The organism is Aeromonas intestinalis, assembly GCF_054052485.1.
In genome coordinates this window covers 187,003-213,450 of sequence record NZ_JBSTYK010000002.1, presented here as the reverse complement: position 1 = coordinate 213,450, position 26,448 = coordinate 187,003, and the positions used below count along the sequence as shown (strand labels likewise).

The window sequence follows — 26,448 nt, the reverse complement described above, 5'->3', positions numbered from 1 at the left end:
GAAGAGTCAGTCGCGCACCGGAGGCGGTGCCAGCACGTCCCGCTGGCCGTTGCCGCCGGGGGAGCTGACGATGCCCTGGTTCTCCATCTGTTCGATGAGGCGGGCCGCCCGGTTGTAGCCAATCTTGAACTTGCGCTGCACGCTGGAGGTGGAGCCGCGGCGGGATTCCACCACGAAGGCCACCGCCTCGTCGAACAGGGGATCGAGCTCCTCGTCGCCACCGCCGCCATAGTCGCCACCGCTCCCCTCGCCGTCCGATTCACCGGAGAGGATCTCGTCGATGTAATCCGGCTCGCCGCGCAGTTTCCAGTCCGCCACCACCTTGTGGACCTCGTGGTCATCGACGAAGGCGCCGTGAACCCGGGTCGGGTTGGAGGTGCCGGCCGGCATGTAGAGCATGTCACCCATGCCGAGCAGGGATTCCGCACCGCCCTGATCCAGGATGGTACGCGAATCGATCTTGCTCGACACCTGGAAGGAGATCCGGGTCGGGATGTTGGCCTTGATGAGGCCGGTGATCACATCCACCGACGGGCGCTGGGTCGCGAGGATGAGGTGAATACCGGCGGCCCGCGCCTTCTGGGCGATACGGGCGATGAGCTCTTCCACCTTCTTGCCGACGATCATCATCATGTCGGCGAACTCGTCCACCACCACCACGATGTGGGGCAGCTTCACCAGCTCGGGTGGCATCTGATCCATGGAGTCGCCCGGACGCCACAGGGGATCCAGCAGGGGTTCTCCTTCGGCGGCGGCCGCCAGCACCTTGTCGTTGTAGCCCTTGAGGTTGCGCACCCCGACCGCCGACATCAGCTTGTAGCGACGCTCCATCTCCCCCACACACCAGCGCAGGGCGTTGGCGGCATCCTTCATGTCGGTGACCACCTCGGTCAGCAGATGAGGGATCCCCTCATAGACCGACAGCTCCAGCATCTTGGGGTCGATCATGATGAAGCGCAGATCTTCCGGGGAGGACTTGTAGAGCATGGAGATGATCATGGTGTTCACCCCCACCGACTTGCCCGAGCCCGTGGTACCGGCCACCAGCAGGTGCGGCATCTTGGCGAGGTTCACCACCACGGGTTCACCGGCGATGTCCTGACCCAGACCCATGGTGAGCGGGTTGTGGCTGCCGGTGAAGGCTTCGCAGTCCAGGGTCTCGCGCAGGTAGACGGTCTGGCGCACCCGGTTGGGCAACTCGATGCCGACGAAGGTCTTGCCCGGGATGACTTCCACTACCCGCACGCTGCTGGCAGACAAAGAGCGGGCCAGGTCTCGCGACAGGTTGGTGATCTTGCTCGCCTTCATGCCCGGCGCCAGGTCCAGCTCGAAGCGGGTGATGACGGGGCCCGGGTAGACGCCGACCACCTTGGCCTGCACGTTGTAATCGGCGAGCTTGGCTTCCACCAGGCGGCCCATGCGATCCAGCTCGTCCTTGCTCATCATTTGGGTCTTGGCAGGGGGACGGTCCAGCAGCTCCAGGCTCGGCAAGGGTGCCATGTTGGGCTGCGGGCGACGCTTGGCCTTGGGCGCGGGGGCGGCGGCAACAGGCGCCGCGGGTTCGTCATCTCCATCCGCCCAGGGCAGATCGAGATCATCTTCCTCTTCGTTGGCCAGCTGCGGCTGGGCACGGGCCGGACGCTTGGCCTTGGCCGCGGGGGCTGGCGCGTCATCATCGTCGTCAAATTGCGGATCGAACTGGAAGGTATCCTCGTCCAGCTCCGGCAGGTATTCGTCAGATCTTGTCTTTTGCACCTTGCCGACCGCCTTGGGGCGACGGGTCCAGCTGCTGTGGGGCTCATCCTCGTCATCGAGATTGACGCCACTCGGGCCCCCTTCCAGCAAGGGATCCGGCCCCTCCATGCGCGGCTGGCGCCAGCCACCGGTCAGCCAGCGACCCAGGGTGGTGGGGAAATGGTAGATGGCGCTGACGCTGCCGGTGCAGCTCGCACCGATGCGCTCGACAATGGTAAGCCAGGACCAGCCGGTAAACAGGGTGATGCCGGTGGCCACGAAGCAGAGCAACATCAGGTTGGCACCAACGCCACCAAACAGCGGCACCACGGCGGAGGCGATCACGTCCCCCACCAGGCCGCCGGCGGAGAAGTTTTGCAGATCGTTGAAGTTCATGCTGGCGATGGCCGACATGCCAAGCACCGTCAATACGAAGCCGATGATGCGTACCGACAGGGTGAGATAGTCCACTTCCAGCAGTTTGCTCGGGCGCCAGAAGAGGCTCCAGCCGAGCAAGACGACCAGAGGGGGAACCAGATAGGAGAAGGCACCGAAGGTGAACATGGTGATATCGGCAAGCCAGGCACCGGCACTGCCCGCCAGGTTCTTCACATCCCCCTGCCAGGAGGTTTGGGACCAGCCGGGATCGGCGGGGTGATAGGACAACAAGGCGAGTAAGAGATAGGCAGCCATCAGGGTGATGGCGATCAAGACGGCCTCGAAGATCCGTTGGGTACCTGATAAAGGAGTAAACAGCTTTTTGTCGGCCAAACTCCGGCTCCTTTCTGAAAACGAGTAATGCGGGGATAGGTGGCCTAGTATCCCTGAAAAGCCCACCGATTGTCAGCCTGTGCCTGTGGGCGGCCATGGTTATCACCAGGTGATAAGAAGAAACGAGCGGACCAGCCGCTCGTTTCTGACTATCGTGACTCGTCGTTGAACAGGCAAGTCACAGCACAACCCACCTTAGCGGGTGCTGATCACCAGACGACTACTCTGTTTGACCTCTTCCATCACCACGTAGGTGCGGGTGTCGTTGACCCCGGGCAGGCGCAGCAGCGTCTCCCCGAGCAGACGGCGGTAAGCCGACATGTCGCTAACACGGGTCTTGAGCAGATAGTCAAAATCGCCGGAGACCAGGTGGCACTCCTGGATCTCTTCGAGTACCTGAACAGCCTTGTTGAACTGTTCAAACACGTCGGGAGCACCACGATTGAGGGTAATTTCCACGAATACCAGCAGGGACGCGTCAAGATAATGAGGGTTCAGAATGGCGGCATATCCTTCGATATAACCTTGTCGCTCGAGGCGACGAACCCGTTCAAGACACGGTGTAGGACTCAGGCCAACTCGCTTGGACAACTCAACATTCGAAATCCTGCCGTCCTTTTGCAGTTCGTTCAGAATGTTGCGGTCAATCCTGTCCAAATCCTTCAGCCGACTCTTAGCTTCCATCATTTAATTCCATCCTTTGGCTATTTTTTGGTAAGAATCACCAGTCATTTTATAATAATGGTCACAAATCCTGTCAATACCTGAATATACTAGGCGCAAATGTTGCTTAACACATTGGCAACATAAACCACCAATCGATAGACGAGGGATAGCATGATTATCGGTGTACCTAAGGAAATAAAAAACCATGAATATCGCGTAGGCATGGTTCCAGCCAGTGTACGTGAACTAACAGCACGAAACCATACTGTTTTCGTGCAAAGCGGGGCAGGAAGTGGCATTGGCTTCACTGACGCAGATTATCTGGCTGCTGGCGCCGAAATTTTGGCCTCTGCTGCCGATGTTTTCGCCAAGGCGGAGATGATCGTCAAAGTGAAGGAGCCCCAGGCGATCGAGCGCGCCATGTTGCGCCCGGGCCAGACCCTGTTCACTTACCTGCATCTGGCGCCAGACCTGGCCCAGACCCGGGAACTGGTGGACAGCGGCGCGGTCTGCATCGCCTACGAAACCGTCACCGATACCCGTGGCGGCCTGCCCCTGCTGGCCCCCATGTCGGAGGTGGCCGGACGCATGTCTATTCAAGCCGGCGCCCAGGCGCTGGAGAAATCCCGCGGCGGTAGCGGTGTGCTGCTCGGCGGCGTGCCCGGCGTGGAACCGGCCAAGGTGGTGATCATCGGTGGCGGGGTAGTGGGCTCCAACGCGGCCCGCATGGCCATCGGCCTGCGCGCAGACGTCACCATCCTTGATAACAACATCGACACCTTGCGCCGTCTCGACAGCGAGTTCCAGGGCGCAGCCAAGGTGGTTTACTCCAATCGCGAGACCCTGGAGCGCCACATCCTGGCGGCGGATCTGGTCATCGGCGGTGTATTGGTACCCGGTGCCACTGCGCCAAAACTTGTCAGCCGTGACCATATTGCGCGCATGAAGCCGGGCTCGGCCATCGTCGATGTGGCCATCGATCAGGGTGGCTGCGTGGAAACCTCTCACGCCACCACCCACCAGGATCCCACCTTTATCGTGGATGAAGTGGTGCACTATTGTGTGGCCAACATGCCGGGAGCCGTGGCCCGCACCTCCACCGTGGCCCTCAACAACGCCACCCTGCCCTTCATCATCCGGCTGGCGGATCAGGGTTATCGCAAGGCGCTGCTCGGCGATCCCCACCTGCTGCACGGCCTGAACGTGATGGCGGGCAAGATCACCTGCCGGGAAGTGGCCGAGGCACACAACCTGGCCTACACCGATCCCCTGACCCTGTTGAACTGATCCCTCCCCCGCCAGGGTGAGTCGATGAGTGAAAATCCGCCCGCGATGGGCGGTTTTTTTATGGCTCTTTTCCTGCGCCCTCCCCCTTTCAAGGCGATTGCCACAATCGATGCACCGCCCTTTGACCCCGGATCACGAATTACCTACAATCGCGCAAACTCATCACGTCTCGGAAATCACATCATGAGCCAAGTCACTCACAGCAAACTGCTGATCCTGGGGTCCGGCCCGGCAGGCTACACCGCCGCCGTCTACGCCGCCCGCGCCAACCTCAATCCCCTGCTGATCACCGGCATGCAGCAAGGTGGTCAGCTGACCACCACCACGGAAGTGGAAAACTGGCCAGGTGACGCGGAAGGGCTGACCGGCCCGGCCCTGATGGAGCGCATGCAGGCCCATGCCGAAAAATTCGATACCCGCATCCTGTTCGACCACATCAATGAGGTCGAGCTGACCCAGCGCCCGTTCCGCCTCAAGGGCGACAACGGTGAATACAGCTGCGACGCGCTCATCATCGCCACCGGTGCCTCTGCCAAATACCTGGGGCTGCCCTCGGAAGAGGCATTCAAGGGTCGCGGCGTCTCCGCCTGCGCCACCTGTGATGGTTTCTTCTATCGCAATCAGGAAGTGGCCGTGGTCGGCGGCGGCAACACCGCCGTGGAAGAGGCCCTCTATCTGGCGAACATCGCCAAGACGGTGCACCTCATCCATCGCCGCGACGAGTTCCGCGCCGAGAAGATCCTGATCAAGCGCCTGCACGACAAGGTGGCGAGCGGCAACATCGTGTTGCACACCCACCAGACCCTGGACGAGGTGCTGGGCGATGAAATGGGCGTCACCGGTGTGCGCCTGCGCAGCACCCGCGATGACAGCACCACCGAGCTGCCGCTGATGGGGGTCTTCATCGCCATCGGCCACCAGCCCAATACCCAGATCTTCGCCGGCCAGCTGGCGATGGAGAATGGCTACCTCAAGGTACGTGGCGGTCTCGAGGGGTTTGCCACCCAGACCAGCATCGAGGGAGTCTTCGCCGCCGGTGATGTGGCCGATCACGTCTACCGTCAGGCCATCACCTCCGCCGGCACGGGCTGCATGGCGGCCCTGGATGCTGAGCGATATCTGGACGCGCAATAAGCGCAAGGATATAAAGGGCATGCCAACAGGCATGCCCTTTTCTTTTTAAGGAGCCGGATGAAGCGAAAAATATTGATAGTCGAAGACAGCCTTACGATCCGCCGGATGTTGATCCAGGCCATCGCCCAACAAACCGGGCTGGAAGTGGATGCCTTCGATACCCTGGCGGGCGCCCGCCACTGCCAGGGAGAAGAGTATGTAGTGGCCCTGGTGGATCTCACCCTGCCGGATGCCCCGAGTGGAGAAGCGGTCAAGGTACTGCTGGAGCAGGGCTTGCCGGTGGTGATCCTCACCGCCGACATCAGCGAGGAGAAGCGGGAAGCCTGGCTGGAGGCCGGAGTGCTGGATTATGTGATGAAGGATTCCCGTCACTCGCTCCAATACGCCGTGAGCCTGGTGCATCGCCTCTACCTCAATCAGGCCATCGAGGTGCTGGTGGTGGATGACTCCCTCACCTCCCGCCACCGCACCATGGCGCAACTGCGCAAGCAACTGCTGCAGGTGCACGAAGCCAACTGCGCCCGCGATGCCCTGACCCTGCTGGAGCAGCACCCGGCCATCCGGCTGGTACTGGTGGATTACTACATGCCGGAGATCGACGGCATCAGCCTGGTGCGCATGCTGCGTGAGCGCTACAGCAAGCAGCAGCTCGCCATCATCGGCATCTCGGTGTCTGACAAGCGCGGCCTCTCGGCCCGTTACCTCAAGCAGGGGGCCAATGACTTTCTCAACCAGCCGTTCGAGCCCGAGGAGCTGCAATGCCGGGTCAGCCACAATCTGGAGGCCCTCGAGCAGTTCAACAACATTCAGGAGTCGGCCAACCGCGACTATCTGACCGGGCTCTACAACCGGCGTTACTGGTTCAACGAGGGTCAGAAGTGGTTCGAGGAGCACCAACAGCAACAGACGCAGCTCTCCCTTTGCGTACTCGATGTGGATCATTTCAAGCAGGTCAACGATCACTGGGGTCACGCCATCGGCGATCAGCTGCTCTGCCATCTGACCCGACTGCTCGCCCAGTTCTTCCCCGACGCCATGATCGCCCGCTTCGGTGGCGAGGAGTTCGCCCTGATGGTGCCCCATTGCACCGTACCCGTGCTGCTCAAGCGGTTGGAAGGTCTGCGCCAGCAGATGCGCCAGCAACCCCTCTCTAGGGAGACTCCTCTGTTCGTGCGCGCCAGTTTCGGCGTCATCAACGTCGGGCGGCTCTCCATGGATGAAGCACTGTCCGAGGCGGATCGCCAGCTCTATCTGGCAAAGAACACCGGCCGCGACAAGATAGTGTGTCAGGAAGCCTGAGCGTCTTGCCAGGGCACTCCGTGTAGTCCCGCCCGGCCCGCTCTCTTGCGGCGCCGGGTTCATTTCCCTTCTTCTTTATCTCTGCTTGGCTCCCAGCCAGCCGCTCAATAGGTCTTGTCGACCCGCACCCCGTCACTGAAATAGAGAATGCGCACCTTGTCACCGCTCGCAAAGACCATGGCCGGATCGTAATCCTGGATCACGTTGATGAGGCCGTTCTGTTCGTTGCGAATGAGCAGCTCCACCAGTTTGTTTTCCACCACGCTGTCGCCAGACTGGTAGTGCTGCACCGCAGCCGCCCCCGCGAGCGCCCCCACGGCAGTTGCGATTTCCCGCCCATGACCACCGCCAAACTGGTTGCCAAGCAGCCCTCCCAGCACTGCGCCGCCCAGGGTCTTCCAGCCACTGTGCTCGGACTCCACTATCTGGCGCTGGGTGATGTTGCGCACCGTATCGACCTGACCAAACACCACCTGATCCACGGGGCGCGCCGTATTGCGCTCATAAGGCGCAGCCCAGGCGGTTGCCGTGACAAAGCAGAGCAAGCTGGATACTATCAGGAGAATGGCCTTCATCTGTGAACCTCTGTCTTATGTCTCGCTATCTCACCCAACTGGATGATGAGCTGTGCTGGTTTCCCGATCCCCGCCACGCGCTGGAAGAGCCCAACGGCCTGCTGGCCATCGGGGGGGATCTCTCCCCTGACCGTCTGCTGGCAGCTTATCACAGGGGGATCTTCCCATGGAATGAACCCCACCAGCCGCTGCTCTGGTGGTCACCGGATCCCAGGGGCGTGGTCCTGCCTGATCAACTGCACATCGGTCGCAGCCTGCACAAGGCCATCCGCCGAACCTCATTCGATATTTCCGTCAATCGCGCCTTTAATGAGGTGATAGTGGCCTGCGCCGCCCCCCGTCGCAGCGCCAGTGGAACCTGGATAAGCACCCCCATGATCGACGCCTATCAACAACTCCATCGCCTGGGCCACGCCCACTCCGTCGAGATCTGGCAGGAGGGTGAGCTGCGAGCCGGGCTCTACGGGCTCTCCCTCGGACGCCTCTTCTGCGGCGAATCCATGTTCAGCCGCATCGACAACGGCGCCAAGCTGGCCATGGTCGCGCTCTGCCGCCATTTTGCCCGCCACGGCGGTGCCCTCATCGATTGCCAGATGCAGAACGACTTCCTCGCCACCCTCGGGATCGAGCAATGGCCGAGGTCGCAGTTCTTGAGTGCCTTGAACCGGCTGACCCAGCAACCCCTGCTGGCAGGCTGCTGGCAACCGAGGAGCATCAGCCTATGACCGAAGAAGTCATCCTCAAAGTGGGATTGACCCCCAGGCACCCGTGCAGCTACCTCGGCCACGAGCAGGAGCAGCTGCTGGTGCTGATGGATCACGACCTGCTCAATGCCAACGGTTACGAGCGACTGCTGACGGCGGGATTCCGGCGCAGCGGCAACGACATCTATCGTCCCCACTGCCCGGCCTGCAGCGCCTGCCAATCCCTTCGCATTCACAGCGAACTCTTCGTGCCGAGCCGGGGCCAGAAGCGCGTGCGTCAGCAAAACCGGGATATCGAACTGGTGCTGAGTTACGACGACAAGCCCGAATACTATCAGCTCTACGAGCGTTACATCCGCGAGCGCCACCGCGATGGCAGCATGTATCCACCGAGCCGTACCCAGTACAAGGGCTTCCTGCACTGTGACTGGATGCCTCCGCTCTATCTGGAGATGCGCAAGGAGGGACGCCTCATCGGGGTCGCCACCACGGATCTGCTACCCCACTCCCTGAGCGCCATGTATACCTTCTTCGATCCGGACTACGCCGATCGCTCACTAGGCACCTTCGCCATTCTGAGTCAGTTGGAACTGGCCCGACGAACCGGCCGCAGTTGGCTGTATCTGGGTTATCTGGTGGAGGCGTGCCGCAAGATGAATTACAAACGCCAGTACCTGCCTCATGAACTGCTGGTACAGGGAGAATGGAAAAAGATCGACGCCAAGCCCGAGTAAACTTTACACATAGCCTTAAATCCGGCATGATCCAGCGGTTTTTTGTTGTGGCTTATCAAGAGGATTCAATGGCTAAAGAAGACAGTATTGAGATGCAGGGTACCATTCTCGAAACCTTGCCCAATACCATGTTCCGTGTGGAACTGGAAAATGGTCACGTGGTTATCGCTCATATTTCCGGCAAGATGCGCAAAAACTACATCCGTATCCTGACTGGGGACAAAGTAACGGTGGCTCTGACTCCGTACGATCTCTCCAAGGGACGTATTGTTTTCCGCTCTCGCTAAGCCAGGAATTCAGCAAAAAACCCCAGCCTCTCGGTTGGGGTTTTTTGCTATTTCTGTCGTCAGCGAGATTTAGTGGGATACAGCTTCAACATTGACCTGAAAATCAAAGCTGAGGCTGTCATTCACCAGTTCCACTTTCACCACCCCACCATCGACCAGGGAACCAAACAGGATCTCATTAGCCAACGGCTTCTTGAGGTGTTCCTGAATGACCCGTCCCATGGGTCTGGCACCCATGGCTCTGTCGTATCCCTTCTCGGCCAGCCAGTGACGCGCACCTTCTGACACCTCGAGGGACACTCCCTTGGCATCCAGCTGCACCTGCAGTTCGACGATGAACTTGTCGACGACCTGGTGGATCACCTGCATGTCCAGATGATTGAACCAGATGGTGTGATCGAGCCGGTTGCGGAATTCCGGGCTGAAGGTCTTGTTGATCACCGCCATGGCATCGTGGCTCATGTCCTGCTGCTGGAAGCCGATGGACTTGCGCTGGGTCTCCTGCACACCGGCGTTGGTGGTCATCACCAGGATCACGTTACGGAAATCCGCCTTGCGACCGTTGTTATCCGTCAGAGTACCGTTGTCCATCACCTGCAGCAGCAGGTTGAACACATCCGGATGCGCCTTCTCGATCTCATCCAGCAACACCACGGAGTGCGGGTGCTTGAGGACGGAATCGGTCAACAGCCCCCCCTGCTCGAAGCCCACATAGCCGGGAGGCGCCCCGATCAAGCGGGAAACGGTATGGCGCTCCATGTATTCGGACATGTCAAAGCGCAGCACCTCGACCCCGAGCGCCTTGCCAAGCTGCTGGGTGACCTCTGTCTTGCCTACCCCGGTCGGGCCGGCAAACAGGAAGCAGCCCACCGGCCTGCGCTCGTTGCCAAGACCGGAGCGTGACAGACGGATGGCATCGGTCAGCACGGTAATGGCCTTGTCTTGCCCGAACACCACCATCTTGAGGTTGCGCTCCAGGTTCTTCAGCACCTCCTTGTCGGAGGAAGAGACCGATTTCTCCGGGATGCGGGCGATCTTGGCCACGATGGCTTCAATTTCCGGCACATTGATCACTTTTTTACGCTTGCTGGCTGGCAGCAGCCGCTGACCCGCCCCCGCCTCGTCGATCACGTCGATGGCCTTGTCCGGCAGGTGACGGTCGTTGATGTACTTGGCGGAAAGTTCCACCGCGGCCCGGATGGCCTTGACGGTATAGCGCACCCCGTGGTGAGACTCATAACGGCTCTTGAGCCCCATCAGGATGCGGGTTGTGTCATCCACGCTCGGCTCGACGATGTCGATCTTCTGAAAGCGGCGTGCCAGAGCACGGTCTTTCTCGAAGATTTGGGAATACTCCTGATAGGTGGTGGAGCCGACGCAGCGCAGCAAGCCATTGGAAAGCAGCGGCTTGATGAGGTTGGCGGCATCCAGTTGTCCACCGGAGGCAGCCCCCGCCCCTATGATGGTATGGATTTCGTCGATGAAGAGGATGGCCCCTTCCTGACGTTCAATCTGCTTGAGCAGCACCTTGAGGCGCTTCTCGAAGTCACCGCGATACTTGGTCCCCGCCAGCAGGGAGCCCATGTCCAGGGAATAGATGGTGCTGCCTGCGATCACCTCGGGCACATCACCCTTGACGATACGATAGGCCAGCCCTTCGGCGATGGCGGTTTTGCCCACGCCGGCCTCCCCGACAAGCAGGGGGTTGTTCTTGCGGCGACGGCAGAGTACCTGGATGGTGCGGTTGAGTTCCTGATCACGCCCGATGAGGGGGTCGATGCGCCCTTCCAGCACCAGCTGGTTGAGGTTGGTGGCAAAACTCTCGATCTGGGCGGAGGAAACCTCGTCGTCAGACTCGGCATTGTTGCCGCCACTCTCGGGCTTGTTGTCCTTGCGTACCCCATGGGAGAGGAAGTTCACCACATCCAGTCGGCTTATCTCGGCCTTTTTCAGGAAGTAGGCGGCCTGGGACTCCTGCTCGCTGAAGATGGCTACCAGCACATTGGCGCCGCTCACCTCGGTATTGCCGGAGGATTGGACGTGGAATACGGCCCGTTGCAGCACGCGCTGGAAGCCTAAGGTGGGTTGGGTTTCACGGTCTTCGTCATCCCGGGGGATGAGCGGGGTAGTCTGGTTGATGAATGCGCGAATTTCCTTGCGCAGTTGCTCCACGTCCGCACCACATGAACTCAGCGCCTCATGGGCTGAGCTGTTATCCAGCAGGGCTAACAACAGGTGCTCGACTGTCATGAATTCGTGGCGCTCGTCACGGGCCAGTTTGAAAGCCTCGTTCAGCGTCTTTTCTAGATCTTTGTTCAACATAGGCACCTCCCCTCAGTACAGCCACAATGCGGTGTCGTTATCGCCATCAAGTCATCAGATTCAAACCTTTTCCATGGTACATAGCAGTGGATGTTCGTTGTTACGTGCGTAGGTGTTGACCTGGACTACCTTGGTCTCGGCAATCTCGGCGGTGAAGGTGCCGCAGACTCCCTTACCACTATAATGCACACTCAGCATGACCTGAGTCGCCTTGTCCAAGTCCATACCAAAGAACCTTTGCAGCACCTCCACCACGAACTCCATGGGTGTGTAGTCATCGTTGTTCAACACGACCTTGTACATGGATGGCGGTTGCAGCTTCGTTTTCTCTGCTTCTGCAATCTCTTCATTAGCAAAGAGTTCTTTCTGCTTGCTCATAATTGCGCTTTGGTACCTCTAGATTACTACCGTCTCGCTCAGGATTGTCAATAGACTTGTTAACCAGATCACATCGGTTGTTAACAACTTCTTGACTCGCTCAAAAGTTGGACTAGATTGGTTACTTGCTAATCGGCGCCCGTCTGCTATGGGCTGATGCTCTAGTTATATAAGGCTGGCGCAGGTTACTCAACGACTTCAGGGTAATCAATAAAAGGATGTAGATGTATGGCAACCGGAACAGTCAAGTGGTTCAACAACGCAAAAGGATTTGGGTTTATCTGTCCGGAAGGCGGTGGTGAAGATATCTTCGCTCACTACTCCACGATTCAAATGGAAGGTTACAAGACCTTGAAAGCAGGTCAAGCAGTCAACTTTGAACTGCAGCAGGGGCCGAAAGGAAATCACGCCTCTGTCATCGTGCCAAACGAAGCACAGAACATGTAAGAGTCAAACTGGATAAATTAAAAAACGGCAGGCCACGCGGCTGCCGTTTTTTATTGGGAAAATACAGAGAAAAAGGAAGGCTTGGCCTTCCTTTTTTGCTGCTAGGAACGGGTAAGTTATAGCCCCTCAGCGCGCCAGCAGGATGTTCAGCATGCGGCGCAGCGGCTCGGCGGCCCCCCACAGCAGCTGATCACCCACGGTGAAGGCGGCCAGGTACTCCGGCCCCATGTTGAGCTTGCGCAGACGCCCCACCGGGATGCTGAGGGTGCCGGTGACGGCGGCCGGAGTCAGCTCACGGGCGGTGATATCGCGATCGTTCGGAATGACCTTCACCCAGTCGTTGTGCGCGGCGATCAGCGCCTCGATCTCGGCCAGCGGCACGTCTTTTTTGAGCTTGATGGTGAAAGCCTGGCTGTGGCAACGCAGGGCGCCGATCCGCACGCAGAGGCCGTCCACCGGAATGGCCGCCTCTTCGATACCCAGGATCTTGTTGGTCTCCGCCTGGCCTTTCCACTCTTCACGGCTCTGGCCGTTGTCGAGCTTGGTGTCAATCCAGGGGATGAGGCCGCCGGCCAGCGGCACGCCGAAGTTGTCCACCGGCAGGGTGCCGGAGCGAGTCTTCTCGGTGATCTTGCGCTCGATGTCGAGGATGGCGGAGGCGGGATCCGCCAGCTCCACCGCCACTTCGTCCCGCAGCAGGCCCATCTGGGTGACCAGCTCGCGCATGTGGCGGGCACCGCCACCGGAAGCAGCCTGATAGGTCGCCACGCTCACCCACTCCACCAGATCTGCTTTGAACAGGCCGCCCAGGGCCAGCAGCATCAGGCTGACGGTGCAGTTGCCACCGACGAAGGTCTTGACACCCTTGGCCAGGGCCTGCTCAATCACATCGCCGTTGACCGGATCCAGGATGATGACGGCATCCTTGTCCATGCGCAGGGAGGAGGCGGCATCGATCCAGTAGCCTTGCCAGCCGGCGGCCAGCAGACGTGGATAGACATCCTTGGTGTAATCGCCGCCCTGGGCGGTGATGATGATCTCCTGCGCCGCCAGCGCCTCGATGTCGAAGGCATCCTGCAGAGTGCCGGCATCGACGCCGAAGTTGGGGGCGGCCTCACCGGCCTGGGAGGTGGTGAAGAAGGTGGGCTGGATACGGGCAAAGTCTTTCTCTTCCTGCATCCGGCTCATCAGCACCGAACCCACCATGCCCCGCCAACCGACCAAACCTACTTTTTTCATAATGTCCTACCCTGGATAGCTGCTATAGAAACTGTGTATCGGATCCCTTGCCGGACGCGGGGTCCGTTCACAAATGGATCACAAGAATGGTGTTGCACGCATGCGTCTGTCCACATTACGGATTGTCGCGGCGGGCGCAAGTCGAATTGCGCAATATTCTGTGTCGATTGCCGCAATATCCCCCCTGGTGCGATTGCCGTGGGCAACCCCTGGCAGCCAAGCGCACCTTGAGGCATGATGGACGGGACTTGGCAGCCCGGCTGCCCCTCGGGGACGACCCCGAGGCTCCTCCGCTCGCAGGGACGACCCTGCCCCTTCGGAAACTCCCTGATGGCGTGGTTACTCCTGCTACTGGCTGGCCTGTTCGAGGTCGCCTGGGCCATTGGCCTCAAATACACCGACGGCTTCAGCCGTCCCCTCCCCACCCTGCTGACCCTCTCTGCAATGGCGGTGAGCGTGTTCTTGCTCGCCATGGCGGTCAAGCAACTGCCCCTTGGCACCGCCTACGCGGTCTGGACCGGCATCGGCGCCGTCGGCACCGTGCTGATGGGGATCTGGCTGTTCAACGAGCCCGCCACCCTGGTGCGCATCCTCTGCCTGCTGCTGATCATCGGCGGCATCCTGGGGCTGAAGTTTGTTGGCTAAGCCATAAAAAGGGGATCGGACTGACCGATCCCCTGTGCTCTCGCCGTGTGCGGCACAGGACGCCGTGCCGGGCGGCACAGAATTGCACCAACATCTCACTGCCCGTCGCGACTTTCCATCCAGCTTATTCTGCGAAATTGACAGATAATAGCATCTATCACTGCCATGAATCGGCATTGATACCTGGGTCGGCGCTCGCCATCCCTGCTCTGTCACCCGTGATCCGCGCATATAAAAAGGGCCACCCAGGGTGGCCCTTTTTATACCTTTCCTTATTTGTGGCTCAACCAGCCTTATGCCTGCGTCAGACTGCCGATCAGCTCATGTTCGATGTGGGCCTCCGGCATCATCTGCCGCAATCCGTCGATAAGGCGATCGCCGGCCTCCTGCAAGGCCGAGAGCGGCATTGGCGGCAGGCTTTCCAGGATGAACCACATCTGGCCGGACTCGGCGCTGAGCCGGGTCCGGATCCCCTGGCGCCAGTTCCAGCGCCGGCAGGTCACCCCCTTGTCGTCACGCCACACCACTTCGCCGGGCTCCGGGCACTCAAAGGCGGGCTCCCCCTCCTTCATGGTGTCAAACTGCTCGCTGCCATCGGCCACGATGAGGCGCGGTACCCCCTCATAGGCGGTGAGATCTTCCCCCCCGACCGGAATGGCGTATTCGATGCTGATGGCGTTGTAGAGATCCACCACGGGATCGATGCTGGGCAGGCTGCCGTCCCGCTGCACCCGCTTGCGCAGAGCCAGTGCCGAGCAGGGGAAACGCTGGGGCTTGGCGCCAAAGCGCTTGAAGACCTCGCCCCAGGCATCGAGGTGGGCCTGCGCCCAGGGGGCCCCGTCGGCATCGACCGACTGACAGGCCCGCGCCAGCGCACGGGCACCGACCTCGGCATCGACGATGGGGGCCCCGTCGACCAGAATGCTCAGGGCCCGAAATCCCGGTGCCAGGTCGGTCACGCCGGGTGCAATTTGTGGTGTCATCAATGGCATAGCAACTCCCGATAAATGGGCTAAGGGAAGGCGATAGCGAAGGAACGACCCGCATAAATCCACGACCCGTCTCGTCTTCCGCAGCAAGAGGGCCCCATGATGGCGGAGGCCGAATCATAAAAAAAACTACTTTTTCTTAATGTTGTTTAGAGAAACTAATGAAGAAGAGGCAGATCGGCCGCCGATGGCACTCCTCACAACCTCTGGGGTGGGATTGTCCCCGCCGACTCATGCTATTATCTGCGGCCTAACATGAGTCAATAAAATCAGGATATTGTGATGACCGACCACACCTTTATTCCCGGCAAGGACGCGGCGCTGGAAGACTCCATCGAACGCTTCCAGACCAAGCTGCAAGCCCTGGGGTTTGATATAGAAGAAGCCTCCTGGCTCAACCCCGTGCCCAACGTCTGGTCCGTGCATATCCGCGACAAGGAGTGCGCCCTGTGCTTCACCAACGGCAAGGGTGCCAGCAAGAAGGCGGCACTCGCCTCCGCCCTTGGCGAGTACTTCGAGCGTCTCTCCACCAACTACTTCTTCGCCGACTTCTATCTGGGCGAGCAGGTCGCGAACGGCGACTTCGTTCACTACCCGAACGAGAAATGGTTCCCCATCGAGGGGGATCAGCTGCCCGCCGGGCTGCTCGACAGCTTCACCCGCAAGTTCTACAACCCGGACGGGGAAGTGACCGCCGACATGCTGGTGGACTTGCAATCGGGCAATGAGGGCCGCGGCATCGTCGCCCTGCCCTTCGAGCGCCAGTCCGATCACCAGACCGTCTACATCCCGATGAACATCATCGGCAACCTCTATGTCTCCAACGGCATGAGCGCCGGCAACACCAAGACCGAGGCCCGCACCCAGGGGCTGTCCGAGGTGTTCGAGCGTCACGTGAAGAACAAGATCATCGCCGAGGCCATCAGCCTGCCGGAAATTCCGAGCGAGGTGATCGCCCGCTACCCGGGGATCAAGGCCTCCATCGATGCGCTCGAGGCCGAAGGCTTCCCCATCTACAGCTTCGATGCCTCCCTGGGCGGTCGTTACCCGGTCATCTGCGTGGTGTTGCTCAACCCGAGCAACGGCACCTGCTTTGCCTCCTTCGGTGCCCACCCGCGCTTCGAAGTGGCGTTCGAGCGTACCGTCACCGAGCTGCTGCAGGGCCGTGGCCTGAAAGATCTGGATGTGTTCGTGCCCCCCTCGTTCGACAACGAGCAGGTGGCGGATCACCACAACCTGGAGACCCACTTCATCGACTCCTCCGGTCTCATCAGCTGGGATCTGTTCAAGCAGGAGAGCGACTTCGAGTTCGCCGACTGGGATTTCCGCGGCAGCTCCCAGGAGGAGTTCGATCACCTGATCGGCATCTTCCATGAGCTGGAGCAGCCGGTCTACATCGCCGACTACGAGCACCTTGGCGTCTACGCCTGTCGCATCCTGGTGCCCGGCATGTCCGACATCTACCCGGTCGAGGATCTGCTGCTGGCCAACAACACCATGGGCGCGCACCTGCGAGAAGTGATCCTGGCGCTGCCGTCCCTGGAGTGGGATGCCGAGCAGTACATGGCACTGTTCGATCAGCTTGATGAAGAGGGTCACGACGAACGTACCCGGGTGCGCGAGCTGCTCGGCATCGCCGCCGCCAAGGGCACCGCCCTGCACACCCTGCGCGTCGGTGAACTCAAAGCCATGCTGGCACTGGCCGCAGGCGAGCTGGAGAGCGCGCTGGATCTCATCGACTGGACCATGGAGTTCAACCAGTCGGTGTTCCCAAGCGATCGCGCCAACTACTACCGCGCCCTGCGTGCCTGCGTCGAGCTGTTCCTGGACGAGGATCGCGATCCTGAGCAGTACCGCCCGGTGTTCACCCGCATGTTCGGGGAAGCGGCGCTGGCCGAGGCCTGGGCCCACGCCAGCGGCGAGGCACGCTTCCATGGGCTGGAGGCCGCCGATCTGTCCCTGTCTCAATTCCCGCTGCACCAGAAGTTGCTGGCGGCCTATGAGAAGCTACAGAAGGCCAAACGAGCCCATTCTTGGGCCTGATGTGGTAATGTGACGAAGGGGCCTGATGGCCCCTTCTGTTTTATGGTCTACGCTTTGGGCTGTTTGTTATTCAGGGATGAAATAAAAAACAAAAAATACCTCTAAGGGGGTTGTCAACCTCGGTACTTCTGTGCGGGGCTGCCGCAAAGATAGATTGACGATATATTTTTGCCTAAAACAAAATAATGTCACGTTAAATCATTAACTTACTGTAACATGTATTTCTGTTTCACCTGAAATCGGGTGTAAAGTCAAGCTGCCAGCGGGGTGAAATTTCTGTAGTAAAATTACATTCACAATCTGTAATTCTTGATCCGAGTCAAATTTGACGAAATGCCCCTTTGTTATGATTTCCACAGGCAAAATATGCAGGTACATGAGAATTGAAAGCAGAATCTCCCTTTGATTGTCTCAAGCCCGAAGCCATCGCCGCATTGGCCGAAGACATTACCTATGCCAAGGCCACCAAGCCTGCATACAAGGTCATCCCCCTGGCCATCACGGCTGGCGCATTCATCGCCATCGCGTTCATCTTCTATATCACGGTCACCACCGGCAGCAGCGGCATGTCCTGGGGCATGGCCAAACTGGTCGGCGGTCTGTGCTTCTCCCTCGGCCTCATCCTGTGCGTGCTGCTCGGTGCCGAGCTGTTCACCTCCACCACCCTGACTCTGGTGGCCAAGGCGGCCAATCGCATCAGCTGGGCGCAGCTGTTCAAGAACTGGGGTCTGGTCTACTTTGGCAACCTCATCGGTGGCCTCATCATGGTCGGCCTCATCATCATGTCCGCCGAGTACACCGCCGCCAACGGCCAGTGGGGCCTCAATGCCCTCAACGTGGCCCAGCACAAGCTTCACCACAGCTTCTTCGAAGCCGTCGCCCTCGGTATTCTCTGCAACCTCATGGTGTGTCTCGCCGTGTGGATGGCCTTTGGTGCCCGCAGTGCCACCGACAAGGTGATGGTCATGCTGCTCCCCGTCGCCATGTTCGTGGCCTCCGGTTTCGAGCACAGCATCGCAAACATGTTTATGATCCCGGTTGGCATCGCCATTCACAGCGTGGCCGGTCCGGAATTCTGGCAGGCCATCGGCCAGGATCCGGCAAGCTTCGCCGACCTGACCGTATCCAACTTCGTGCTACACAACCTCATTCCGGTGACCATTGGCAACATCATTGGCGGCGGCGTAATGGTTGGTTTGACTTACTGGTTTATCTTCCGTCGCCATCATTAAGGACGGCGACAGACACATAAATACCTTGAGAGGTAATGAAAATGGCAGAACTTAACGAACAGTTCCAAAGCGCATGGGAAGGCTTCGCAGCCGGTGAATGGCAGACCTCTGTCAACACCCGTGATTTCATCCAGAAGAACTACACCCCTTATGAAGGTGACGAGTCCTTCCTGGCTGGCGCGACCGACGCTACCACCAAGCTGTGGGACAAGGTCATGGAAGGCATCAAGATCGAGAACCGCACTCACGCGCCGGTCGATTTTGATACTGACCTGCCCTCCACCATTACCGCTCACGATGCCGGCTATATCGACCAGAGCCTGGAGCAGATCGTCGGTCTGCAGACTGACAAGCCGCTCAAGCGCGCCATCATCGCCAACGGCGGTATCAAGATGGTCAAGACTTCCTGCGAAGTCTACGGCCGTCAGCTCGACCCCATGGTCGAGAAGATCTTCACCGAATACCGCAAGACCCACAACCAGGGCGTGTTCGATGTCTACACCAAGGACATCCTGAACTGCCGCAAGTCCGGCGTCATCACCGGTCTGCCGGATGCCTACGGCCGTGGCCGTATCATCGGTGACTACCGTCGTGTCGCCCTGTACGGTATCGACTTCCTGATGGCCGACAAACTGGCCCAGTTCAAGTCCCTGCAGGCCGATCTGGAAAACGGTGTCAACCTGGAAGCCACCATCCGTCTGCGCGAAGAGATCTCCGAGCAGCACCGTGCCCTGGCCCAGATGAAGGTGATGGCTGCCAAATATGGCTGCGACATCTCCGTGCCGGCCAAGACTGCCAAAGAAGCCGTACAGTGGACCTACTTCGCCTACCTGGCTGCGGTCAAGTCCCAGAACGGTGCCGCCATGTCCTTCGGTCGTACCTCCAGCTTCCTGGACGTCTACATCGAACGTGACCTGAAGAAGGGCCTGATCACCGAGCAAGAAGCCCAGGAGCTGATGGACCACATGGTCATGAAGCTGCGTATGGTTCGCTTCCTGCGTACCCCGGAATACGATTCACTGTTCTCCGGCGACCCGATGTGGGCCACCGAGACCCTGGCCGGTATGGGCGTTGATGGCCGTACCCTGGTCACCAAGAACAGCTTCCGTATGCTGAACACCCTGTACACCATGGGCCCGTCCCCTGAGCCGAACCTGACCATCCTGTGGTCCGAGAAGCTGCCGGTCGGTTTCAAGAAGTACTGCGCCAAGGTATCCATCGAGACCTCATCCGTTCAGTACGAGAACGACGACCTGATGCGTCCGGACTTCAACAACGATGACTACGCCATCGCTTGCTGCGTGTCCCCGATGATCGTCGGCAAACAGATGCAGTTCTTCGGTGCCCGCGCCAACCTGGCCAAGACCATGCTGTATGCAATCAACGGCGGTATGGACGAGAAACTCAAGATCCAGGTCGGTCCGAAAACCGAAATGGTCAAGTCCGAGTTCCTCGACTACGACGACGTGATGGACCGTCTGGATCACTTCATGGACTGGCTGGCCAAGCAGTACGTCGCCGCCCTGAACATCATCCACTACATGCACGACAAGTACAGCTACGAAGCCTCCCTGATGGCGCTGCACGACCGTGACGTCTATCGCACCATGGCTTGCGGCATCGCCGGTCTGTCTGTTGCGGCTGACTCCCTGTCTGCCATCAAGTACGCCAAGGTCAAGCCGGTACGTGATGCCGACGGCGTCTCCATCGACTTCGAAATCGAAGGCGAATACCCGCAGTTCGGTAACAACGACGCCCGCGTCGATGACATCGCCTGCGACCTGGTCGAGCGCTTCATGAAGAAGATCCAGAAGCTCAACACCTACCGTGGCGCCGTGGCGACCCAGTCCGTGCTGACCATCACCTCCAACGTGGTGTACGGCAAGAAGACCGGTAACACCCCGGATGGCCGTCGCGCCGGTGCACCGTTCGGCCCGGGTGCCAACCCGATGCACGGTCGTGACCAGAAGGGTGCCGTTGCTTCACTGACTTCCGTCGCCAAGCTGCCGTTCGCCTACGCCAAAGATGGTATCTCCTATACCTTCTCCATCGTACCGAACGCCCTGGGCAAAGACATGGAAGCCCAGAAAGCCAACCTGGCTGGCCTGATGGATGGTTACTTCCACCACGAGTCCAACCTGGAAGGCGGTCAGCACCTGAACGTCAACGTGATGAACCGTGAAATGCTGCTGGACGCCATGGAAAACCCGGAGAAATATCCGCAGTTGACCATCCGCGTATCCGGTTATGCCGTTCGCTTCAACTCCTTGACCAAGGAGCAACAGCAAGACGTCATCACCCGTACCTTCACCGCTTCTCTGTAATCGCTTATTTGTAAGCAAGCATTGCGGTGAACAAAAACCGGCGCCCAGGCGCCGGTTTTTTTATGGCTGTTGGCCGCAGTGCAAGCCGCTTTCCCCCTCGCAGATCCGCTGATCCACCGATTTGCTTCGACGCGCGGGCGCGGCCAGAGATTGGCTTCCCAACGGCCCTCTCTATGCCCCTCTCTCCTCCCCTCCACCGTTTTATGCACTGATGCGCTCACAAGCACCCAGACAAGCAGACAAGCAGACAAGCAGACAAGCAGGGCAGAACCGTGCTCCGCCGCCACGGACTTTGCACCAGAACCTGAATCTCTTCCCTCTCCCCTTGGGAGAGGGTCAGGGTGAGGGGATGTCATCGACATCGCGAGAAGGCGCCAGAAAGCAACAAGGGCAGCAGAGTGTGAACTCTGCTGCCCTTGTATCCTGGAAGCGATTGGACGGGTGCTGGCGGCGTTAGAGGCGACCTCCCAGAGCCCGGCGCTGCGCTTATCTCACAGCAAGACGTTACACTGCCTTCATCGCAAAAAACTGATCACTTATATGCCAAAAACAACAGGGGCAGCGGAGTCTCACTCCCCTGCCCCTGTTGTTTGCAATAAACGGTGGCGATAAACGGCGATGTAAGGTTTAGCTCGCCCAGGTAATGATATGGTCGGCCCAGTCGCCAGCCTGCGCCTCGTGCACCACCTTGCCGCGCACCGACTGGCCGGCCTGGTGCATGGCGCTGCGACTGCCGGTGATAAGGGGATGCCAGGCAGGCAGGGTATTGCCTTCGGCCAGCAGGCGATAGGCGCAGCTCGACGGCAGCCAGTCGTACTCGGCTATCTTGTCGACCGTGATTTGCAGGCAGTCCGGCTCTTTTTTAAAGCGGTTGCCGTAGTCGGAGCACTGACAGGTCTTGGTATTGAGCAGGTTGCAGGCCACGTTGGTGAACACCAGCTCCTCGGTATCCTCGTCGATGAGCTTGTTCAGGCAGCATTTGCCGCAGCCGTCGCACAGGGACTCCCACTCGGTCATGGTCATCTGCTGCAGGCTTTTTACCTGCCAAAAGGGGGCGGTCTGCACGGGTTCACTCTGCTGCATAAATTTGGCTCACTCAATACACTGACAAGCGCGTGGTTATACGCCCTATGGCCCGATTTTTCAAGGTTGTGGGTTATGTCATGGGCTCAATCATGCGAGCGCTCGATTACATTTCGTTAATCGTACAGAGAATGCATTGCTCCATGAGAAGTTTCAGAATCTTACCTCGCCCTAAGATAGAGAATTTTTTGTGTTGAACCTGGTGCAAGGCGTTCTTCAGTAACAAAGAGTTCCGTCATCGCTTTGACAAGATCAGAAAGTTTCTTGTAGCCATAAATTCTGGAGTCAAAATCAGGTTGTAGTTTGGTCAGATAACTACCAAAAGTACCTAAATTTGCCCAGCCTGATTCATCACCCGATTGTTCAAGGGCCGTCAGTACGAACTTCTTTGGAAACGCAGTCTTTGCCTCTGTCATAGGTGACTGAGTACTATCTGGCTTGATTGACTGACTCTCTGTGGAAACGCTTGGGCGAAGAACCTCGGTAAACAAAAATTTATGACAAGCATTACGAAATGCTTCTGGCGTCTTTTGTTCACCAAAACCAAGAACGGTAATTCCTTCCTCACGCAAGCGCATGGCAAGGCCGGTAAAATCACTGTCACTAGTAATCAGACAAAATCCATCAAATTTCCGGGTGTAGAGCAAATCCATTGCATCAATGATTAGAGTGCTGTCTGTAGCATTCTTTCCCGTCGTGTAGGCAAACTGCTGAACAGGCTTTATTGCATGTTTTTGAAGAACCTTTTTCCACGCAGCGCTAGTAGGCGCGGTGAAATCACCATAGATGCGTTTGACAGTTGCTTCACCGAAGCGTGCAATCTCAGCAAGCAGCCCTTCAATAACCGCAGCTTGAGCATTGTCTGCATCAATCAGAACCGCTAAACGGAGCGTTGGCTCTTCAGATTCGATTTTGGCAATTAGCCTTGGTGAAACCATGATGACTCCTGTCAGTAAGCAATCTATAGGCAGCATCCGGCTACCTGATAAGTGAAAAAATGCCGCCCTAGGGCGGCATTTTACTATCTGAGATAACAGGCTGACTTACCAGCCAGTTACTTCACGCAGGGCCTTGCCGATGTCAGCAAGGGAGCGCACGGTTTTCACACCGGCATCTTCCAGGGCGGCAAATTTCTCGGCCGCCGTGCCCTTGCCACCGGCGATGATGGCGCCCGCATGACCCATGCGCTTGCCAGCCGGGGCGGTGACACCCGCGATGTAGGAGACCACCGGCTTGGTGACGTGGGCCTTGATATAGGCCGCCGCTTCTTCCTCGGCGCTGCCGCCGATCTCGCCGATCATCACGATGGCTTCGGTCGCCGGATCCTTCTGGAACATCTCCAGGATATCGATGAAGTTGGAGCCCGGGATGGGGTCGCCACCGATACCGACGCAGGTGGACTGGCCGAAGCCCTCGTCCGTGGTCTGCTTGACCGCTTCATAGGTCAGGGTGCCGGAACGGGAGACGATGCCCACCTTGCCCGGCTTGTGGATGTGGCCTGGCATGATGCCGATCTTGCACTCACCCGGGGTGATGACGCCCGGGCAGTTCGGGCCAATCATGCGCACGCCGGTTTCCTGCAGCTTCACCTTGACCTGCAGCATGTCCAGGGTCGGGATGCCTTCGGTGATGGTGACGATGAGCTTGATGCCGGCATCGATGGCTTCCAGGATGGCGTCCTTGCAGAACGGGGCCGGCACATAGATGACGGAGGCGGTGGCGCCGGTGGCTTCCACGGCGTCACGGACGGTGTTGAACACCGGCAGGCCCAGGTGGGTGGTGCCACCCTTGCCCGGGGACACGCCGCCGACCATCTGGGTACCGTAGGCAATGGCCTGTTCGGAGTGGAAGGTACCCTGACCGCCGGTGAAGCCCTGGCAGATCACCTTGGTGTCTTTGTTGATCAGAACGCTCATTATTTGGCCTCCGCGGCTTTGACCACTTGCTGCGCGGCGTCAGTCAGACTCGTTGCGGCGATGATGTTGAGGCCGCTGTCGGCCAGTTTACGGGCACCCAGTTCGGCGTTGTTGCCTTCCAGACGCACCACCACGGGCACTTTCACCCCGACTTCTTTCACGGCGCCGATGATGCCTTCCGCGATCATGTCGCAGCGCACGATGCCGCCGAAGATGTTGACCAGCACGGCTTGAACCTTGCTGTCAGACAGGATGATCTTGAAGGCCTCGGTCACGCGCTCCTTGGTGGCGCCGCCGCCGACGTCCAGGAAGTTGGCCGGTGAGCCGCCGTGCAGGTTGACGATGTCCATGGTGCCCATGGCCAGACCGGCGCCGTTGACCATGCAGCCGATGTTGCCATCGAGCGCCACATAGTTCAGCTCCCACTGGGCGGCGTGCGCTTCGCGGGGGTCATCCTGGGAAGGATCGTGCATCTGACGCAGCTTGGGCTGACGGTACAGGGCGTTGGCATCGATGTTGATCTTGCCGTCCAGGCAATGCAGGTTGCCCTTGTCGGTGATGACCAGGGGGTTGATTTCCAGCAATGCGAAGTCGCAATCCAGGAACATCTGGCCAAGCCCTAAGAAGATCTTGGTGAACTGCTTGATCTGATCGCCGACCAGACCCAGCTTGAAGGCCAGCTCGCGCGCCTGGTAAGCCTGCGGGCCTACCAGCGGATCGATGGCCGCCTTGTGAATGAGTTCCGGGGTCTCGTGGGCAATCTTTTCGATGTCCACGCCACCTTCGGTAGAGGCCATGAAGACCACGCGGCGGCTGCCACGATCGACCACGGCGCCGAGGTACAGTTCTTTGGCGATGTCGGTGCAGGATTCCACCAGGATCTTGGTGACCGGCTGACCGTTGGCGTCAGTCTGATAGGTCACCAGGTTCTTGCCGAGCCAGTTCTGGGCGAAGGCACGGATCTCGTCCTTGCTCTTGGCCAGCTTGACGCCGCCCGCTTTACCGCGGCCACCGGCGTGGACCTGGCACTTGACGACCCAGGTGTTGCCGCCAATCTTATCGGCCGCTTCGGCCGCTTCCTGCGGGGTAGCACAGGCATAACCTTCGGAGACCGGCAGGCCATACTCGGCAAACAGCTGTTTTGCCTGATATTCATGCAGATTCATAGATGCTCTATCCGTGTTGTAGGTATTTCCGTCCGGGGCTCGTGTTTCTCAATCCCCTGTGAAAGGGCCTCTGGGGCCCCGGTTATCTTTCTGATTTCGCTCGGGTACTCGAAGGCGGGGGCGCTTGCCAGCAAGGGCGCCTCCCCTGCCCCTCGGACATCCTGTGCATGGCCGGATGGAAAGCCAGAGGGCTTGCCATCCGGCCCATGCCCTTAAACGTCCAGCAACAGACGGGTCGGATCTTCCAGCAGCTCCTTGATGGAGACCAGGAAGCCCACGGACTCGCGACCGTCGATGATGCGGTGATCATAAGAGAGCGCCAGGTACATCATCGGCAGGATCTCGACCTTGCCATCGACCGCCATGGGTCTGTCCTGGATCTTGTGCATCCCCAGGATGGCGCTCTGCGGCGGGTTGATTATGGGAGTAGACATCAGGGAGCCGAACACACCACCGTTGGTGATGGTGAAGTTGCCGCCGGTCAGTTCATCCACGGTCAGCTTGCCGTCACGGCCCTTGCCAGCCAGATCCTTGATGGCCTTCTCGATGTCCGCCAGGCTCATGTTGTCACAATCGCGCAGCACCGGGGTCACCAGACCACGGGGAGTGGAGACGGCGATGCTGACGTCGAAGTAGTTGTGATAGACGATGTCATTCCCGTCCAGCGCCGCGTTCACTTCCGGGTAGCGCTTCAGGGACTCAACAACGGCCTTAACGTAGAAGGACATGAAGCCGAGCTTGATGCCGTGCTTCTTCTCGAAGATCTCGCCGTACTGCTTGCGCAGCTTCATGATGGGCGCCATGTTGATCTCGTTGAAGGTGGTCAGCATGGCGGTGGTGTTCTTGGCCTCCAGCAGACGCTCGGCGATGCGCTTGCGCAGACGGGTCATGGGCACGCGCTTCTCGGTGCGACCGGCCAGCGGAGCGACCGGTGCCGCAGCCACGGGGGCGGCAGCAGCCGGAGCGGCAGGAGCCTTGCCCAGGTTCTTGATGAAGGCTTCCACGTCTTCCTTGGTGACGCGACCGCCCTTGCCGGTGCCGGTCAGCTTGGCGACGTCGATGGCGTGCTCGGCCACCAGACGGCGCACGGACGGGCTCATGCCATCGGTGCTGTCGTCGGCTGCGGCTTCCACCGGCTTCTCCTTGGTCTCTTCACCGGCCACGGGGGCGGCCTTGAGCATGGCGATCAGCTGACGGGAGAGCACGGTCGCCCCTTCCGCCTGCAGGATGTCGCCCAGCACGCCGGCTTCCGGCGCCGGGACTTCCAGCACGACCTTGTCGGTTTCGATGTCGACCAGCACTTCGTCACGGGCAACCAGATCACCCGGTTTCTTGTGCCAGGTCGCGATGGTGGCATCTGCCACTGATTCGGGCAGGTCCGGTACCTTGATCTCGATAGTCATCTATTCAGTTCCTTGTTTACTTCTTGGCCAGCAGGCTTGTTCCAGCTCAGAGAGGGGCTTGGCACCCCTC

Annotated in this window: 23 protein-coding genes; 11 read left to right on the top strand and 12 right to left on the bottom strand. The window is 59.3% G+C overall.

The window, feature by feature from the left end:
- Window positions 1-6: 6 nt before the first annotated feature.
- Window positions 7-2,505, bottom strand: coding sequence for a DNA translocase FtsK (locus tag ACW5W7_RS03265; RefSeq protein WP_349922034.1), 2,499 nt, complete (start codon window positions 2,503-2,505; stop codon window positions 7-9).
- Window positions 2,506-2,700: 195 nt separating this feature from the next.
- Window positions 2,701-3,192 carry a leucine-responsive transcriptional regulator Lrp gene (gene lrp, locus ACW5W7_RS03260; protein ID WP_005300047.1) on the bottom strand — a complete coding sequence of 164 codons (492 nt, stop codon included), beginning with the start codon at window positions 3,190-3,192 and terminating at the stop codon, window positions 2,701-2,703.
- Window positions 3,193-3,342: 150 nt separating this feature from the next.
- Between lrp and ald the strand changes: the two genes are divergently transcribed.
- From ald to ACW5W7_RS03245, 3 genes are all read left to right on the top strand, one after another.
- The gene (gene ald, locus ACW5W7_RS03255) at window positions 3,343-4,458 is read left to right on the top strand and encodes an alanine dehydrogenase (protein WP_456500753.1); all 1,116 of its coding nucleotides are present in this window, start codon (window positions 3,343-3,345) and stop codon (window positions 4,456-4,458) included.
- A 183-nt stretch (window positions 4,459-4,641) separates the two neighbouring features.
- Window positions 4,642-5,592 carry a thioredoxin-disulfide reductase gene (gene trxB, locus ACW5W7_RS03250; RefSeq protein ID WP_456500752.1) on the top strand — a complete coding sequence of 317 codons (951 nt, stop codon included), beginning with the start codon at window positions 4,642-4,644 and terminating at the stop codon, window positions 5,590-5,592.
- Window positions 5,593-5,649: 57 nt separating this feature from the next.
- Window positions 5,650-6,891: a diguanylate cyclase gene (locus ACW5W7_RS03245; protein ID WP_349922031.1), complete on the top strand. Its 1,242-nt coding sequence runs from the start codon at window positions 5,650-5,652 to the stop codon at window positions 6,889-6,891.
- A 104-nt stretch (window positions 6,892-6,995) separates the two neighbouring features.
- On the opposite strand, the gene ACW5W7_RS03240 is transcribed toward ACW5W7_RS03245, so the two are convergent.
- Window positions 6,996-7,466, bottom strand: coding sequence for a glycine zipper 2TM domain-containing protein (locus tag ACW5W7_RS03240; protein WP_456500751.1), 471 nt, complete (start codon window positions 7,464-7,466; stop codon window positions 6,996-6,998).
- Window positions 7,467-7,483: 17 nt separating this feature from the next.
- On the opposite strand from ACW5W7_RS03240, the gene aat reads away from it, so the two are divergent.
- The 3 genes from aat (at window position 7,484) to infA (ending at window position 9,191) form a co-directional block, all read left to right on the top strand.
- Entirely contained in the window at window positions 7,484-8,191 is a 708-nt protein-coding gene (aat, locus tag ACW5W7_RS03235) for a leucyl/phenylalanyl-tRNA--protein transferase (protein WP_456500750.1), read from the top strand.
- On the top strand, window positions 8,188-8,904 hold the full coding sequence (locus ACW5W7_RS03230) for an arginyltransferase (RefSeq protein ID WP_349922028.1): 717 nt from the start codon (window positions 8,188-8,190) through the stop codon (window positions 8,902-8,904). Before aat ends, ACW5W7_RS03230 begins: the two co-directional genes overlap by 4 nt.
- 68 nt (window positions 8,905-8,972) lie before the next feature.
- Window positions 8,973-9,191 (top strand): translation initiation factor IF-1, encoded by a 219-nt coding sequence (gene infA / locus ACW5W7_RS03225; protein ID WP_005300033.1) that lies wholly within the window; start codon window positions 8,973-8,975, stop codon window positions 9,189-9,191.
- A gap of 69 nt (window positions 9,192-9,260) precedes the next feature.
- Here the strand turns inward: infA and clpA are convergent, their stop codons facing one another.
- Together clpA and clpS are read right to left on the bottom strand one after the other, a co-directional pair.
- Window positions 9,261-11,513: an ATP-dependent Clp protease ATP-binding subunit ClpA gene (gene clpA / locus ACW5W7_RS03220; protein WP_456500749.1), complete on the bottom strand. Its 2,253-nt coding sequence runs from the start codon at window positions 11,511-11,513 to the stop codon at window positions 9,261-9,263.
- 60 nt (window positions 11,514-11,573) lie between these two features.
- Window positions 11,574-11,891 (bottom strand): ATP-dependent Clp protease adapter ClpS, encoded by a 318-nt coding sequence (gene clpS / locus ACW5W7_RS03215; RefSeq protein WP_349922026.1) that lies wholly within the window; start codon window positions 11,889-11,891, stop codon window positions 11,574-11,576.
- Between the two features lie 228 nt (window positions 11,892-12,119).
- On the opposite strand from clpS, the gene cspD reads away from it, so the two are divergent.
- Entirely contained in the window at window positions 12,120-12,338 is a 219-nt protein-coding gene (gene cspD, locus ACW5W7_RS03210) for a cold shock-like protein CspD (protein WP_005300025.1), read from the top strand.
- Window positions 12,339-12,464: 126 nt separating this feature from the next.
- Here the strand turns inward: cspD and asd are convergent, their stop codons facing one another.
- Entirely contained in the window at window positions 12,465-13,577 is a 1,113-nt protein-coding gene (gene asd / locus ACW5W7_RS03205; RefSeq protein WP_456500748.1) for an aspartate-semialdehyde dehydrogenase, read from the bottom strand.
- A 330-nt stretch (window positions 13,578-13,907) separates the two neighbouring features.
- Between asd and sugE the strand changes: the two genes are divergently transcribed.
- Window positions 13,908-14,222 carry a quaternary ammonium compound efflux SMR transporter SugE gene (gene sugE / locus ACW5W7_RS03200; RefSeq protein ID WP_456500747.1) on the top strand — a complete coding sequence of 105 codons (315 nt, stop codon included), beginning with the start codon at window positions 13,908-13,910 and terminating at the stop codon, window positions 14,220-14,222.
- 293 nt (window positions 14,223-14,515) lie between these two features.
- On the opposite strand, the gene ACW5W7_RS03195 is transcribed toward sugE, so the two are convergent.
- Window positions 14,516-15,214: a B3/B4 domain-containing protein gene (locus tag ACW5W7_RS03195; protein ID WP_456500746.1), complete on the bottom strand. Its 699-nt coding sequence runs from the start codon at window positions 15,212-15,214 to the stop codon at window positions 14,516-14,518.
- Window positions 15,215-15,493: 279 nt separating this feature from the next.
- Between ACW5W7_RS03195 and ycaO the strand changes: the two genes are divergently transcribed.
- The 3 genes from ycaO (at window position 15,494) to pflB (ending at window position 20,810) form a co-directional block, all read left to right on the top strand.
- Window positions 15,494-17,254 carry a 30S ribosomal protein S12 methylthiotransferase accessory factor YcaO gene (ycaO, locus tag ACW5W7_RS03190; protein ID WP_456500745.1) on the top strand — a complete coding sequence of 587 codons (1,761 nt, stop codon included), beginning with the start codon at window positions 15,494-15,496 and terminating at the stop codon, window positions 17,252-17,254.
- 383 nt (window positions 17,255-17,637) lie between these two features.
- Window positions 17,638-18,486, top strand: coding sequence for a formate transporter FocA (focA, locus tag ACW5W7_RS03185; protein WP_349922021.1), 849 nt, complete (start codon window positions 17,638-17,640; stop codon window positions 18,484-18,486).
- Window positions 18,487-18,527: 41 nt separating this feature from the next.
- The gene (pflB, locus tag ACW5W7_RS03180) at window positions 18,528-20,810 is read left to right on the top strand and encodes a formate C-acetyltransferase (RefSeq protein ID WP_456500744.1); all 2,283 of its coding nucleotides are present in this window, start codon (window positions 18,528-18,530) and stop codon (window positions 20,808-20,810) included.
- A 627-nt stretch (window positions 20,811-21,437) separates the two neighbouring features.
- Here pflB and ACW5W7_RS03175 read toward each other — a convergent pair.
- The 5 genes from ACW5W7_RS03175 to odhB form a co-directional block, all read right to left on the bottom strand.
- Window positions 21,438-21,893, bottom strand: a complete 456-nt coding sequence (locus ACW5W7_RS03175; RefSeq protein WP_349922019.1) for a YcgN family cysteine cluster protein — start codon at window positions 21,891-21,893, stop codon at window positions 21,438-21,440.
- 161 nt (window positions 21,894-22,054) lie between these two features.
- The gene (locus ACW5W7_RS03170; RefSeq protein WP_456500743.1) at window positions 22,055-22,867 is read right to left on the bottom strand and encodes an NYN domain-containing protein; all 813 of its coding nucleotides are present in this window, start codon (window positions 22,865-22,867) and stop codon (window positions 22,055-22,057) included.
- A gap of 69 nt (window positions 22,868-22,936) precedes the next feature.
- Window positions 22,937-23,809, bottom strand: coding sequence for a succinate--CoA ligase subunit alpha (gene sucD, locus ACW5W7_RS03165; protein ID WP_042863772.1), 873 nt, complete (start codon window positions 23,807-23,809; stop codon window positions 22,937-22,939).
- Entirely contained in the window at window positions 23,809-24,975 is a 1,167-nt protein-coding gene (sucC, locus tag ACW5W7_RS03160; protein WP_100861649.1) for an ADP-forming succinate--CoA ligase subunit beta, read from the bottom strand. Before sucC ends, sucD begins: the two co-directional genes overlap by 1 nt.
- A gap of 212 nt (window positions 24,976-25,187) precedes the next feature.
- Complete coding sequence (odhB, locus tag ACW5W7_RS03155; RefSeq protein ID WP_434667636.1) at window positions 25,188-26,378, bottom strand: 2-oxoglutarate dehydrogenase complex dihydrolipoyllysine-residue succinyltransferase; 1,191 nt, start codon at window positions 26,376-26,378, stop codon at window positions 25,188-25,190.
- Window positions 26,379-26,448 lie beyond the last annotated feature (70 nt).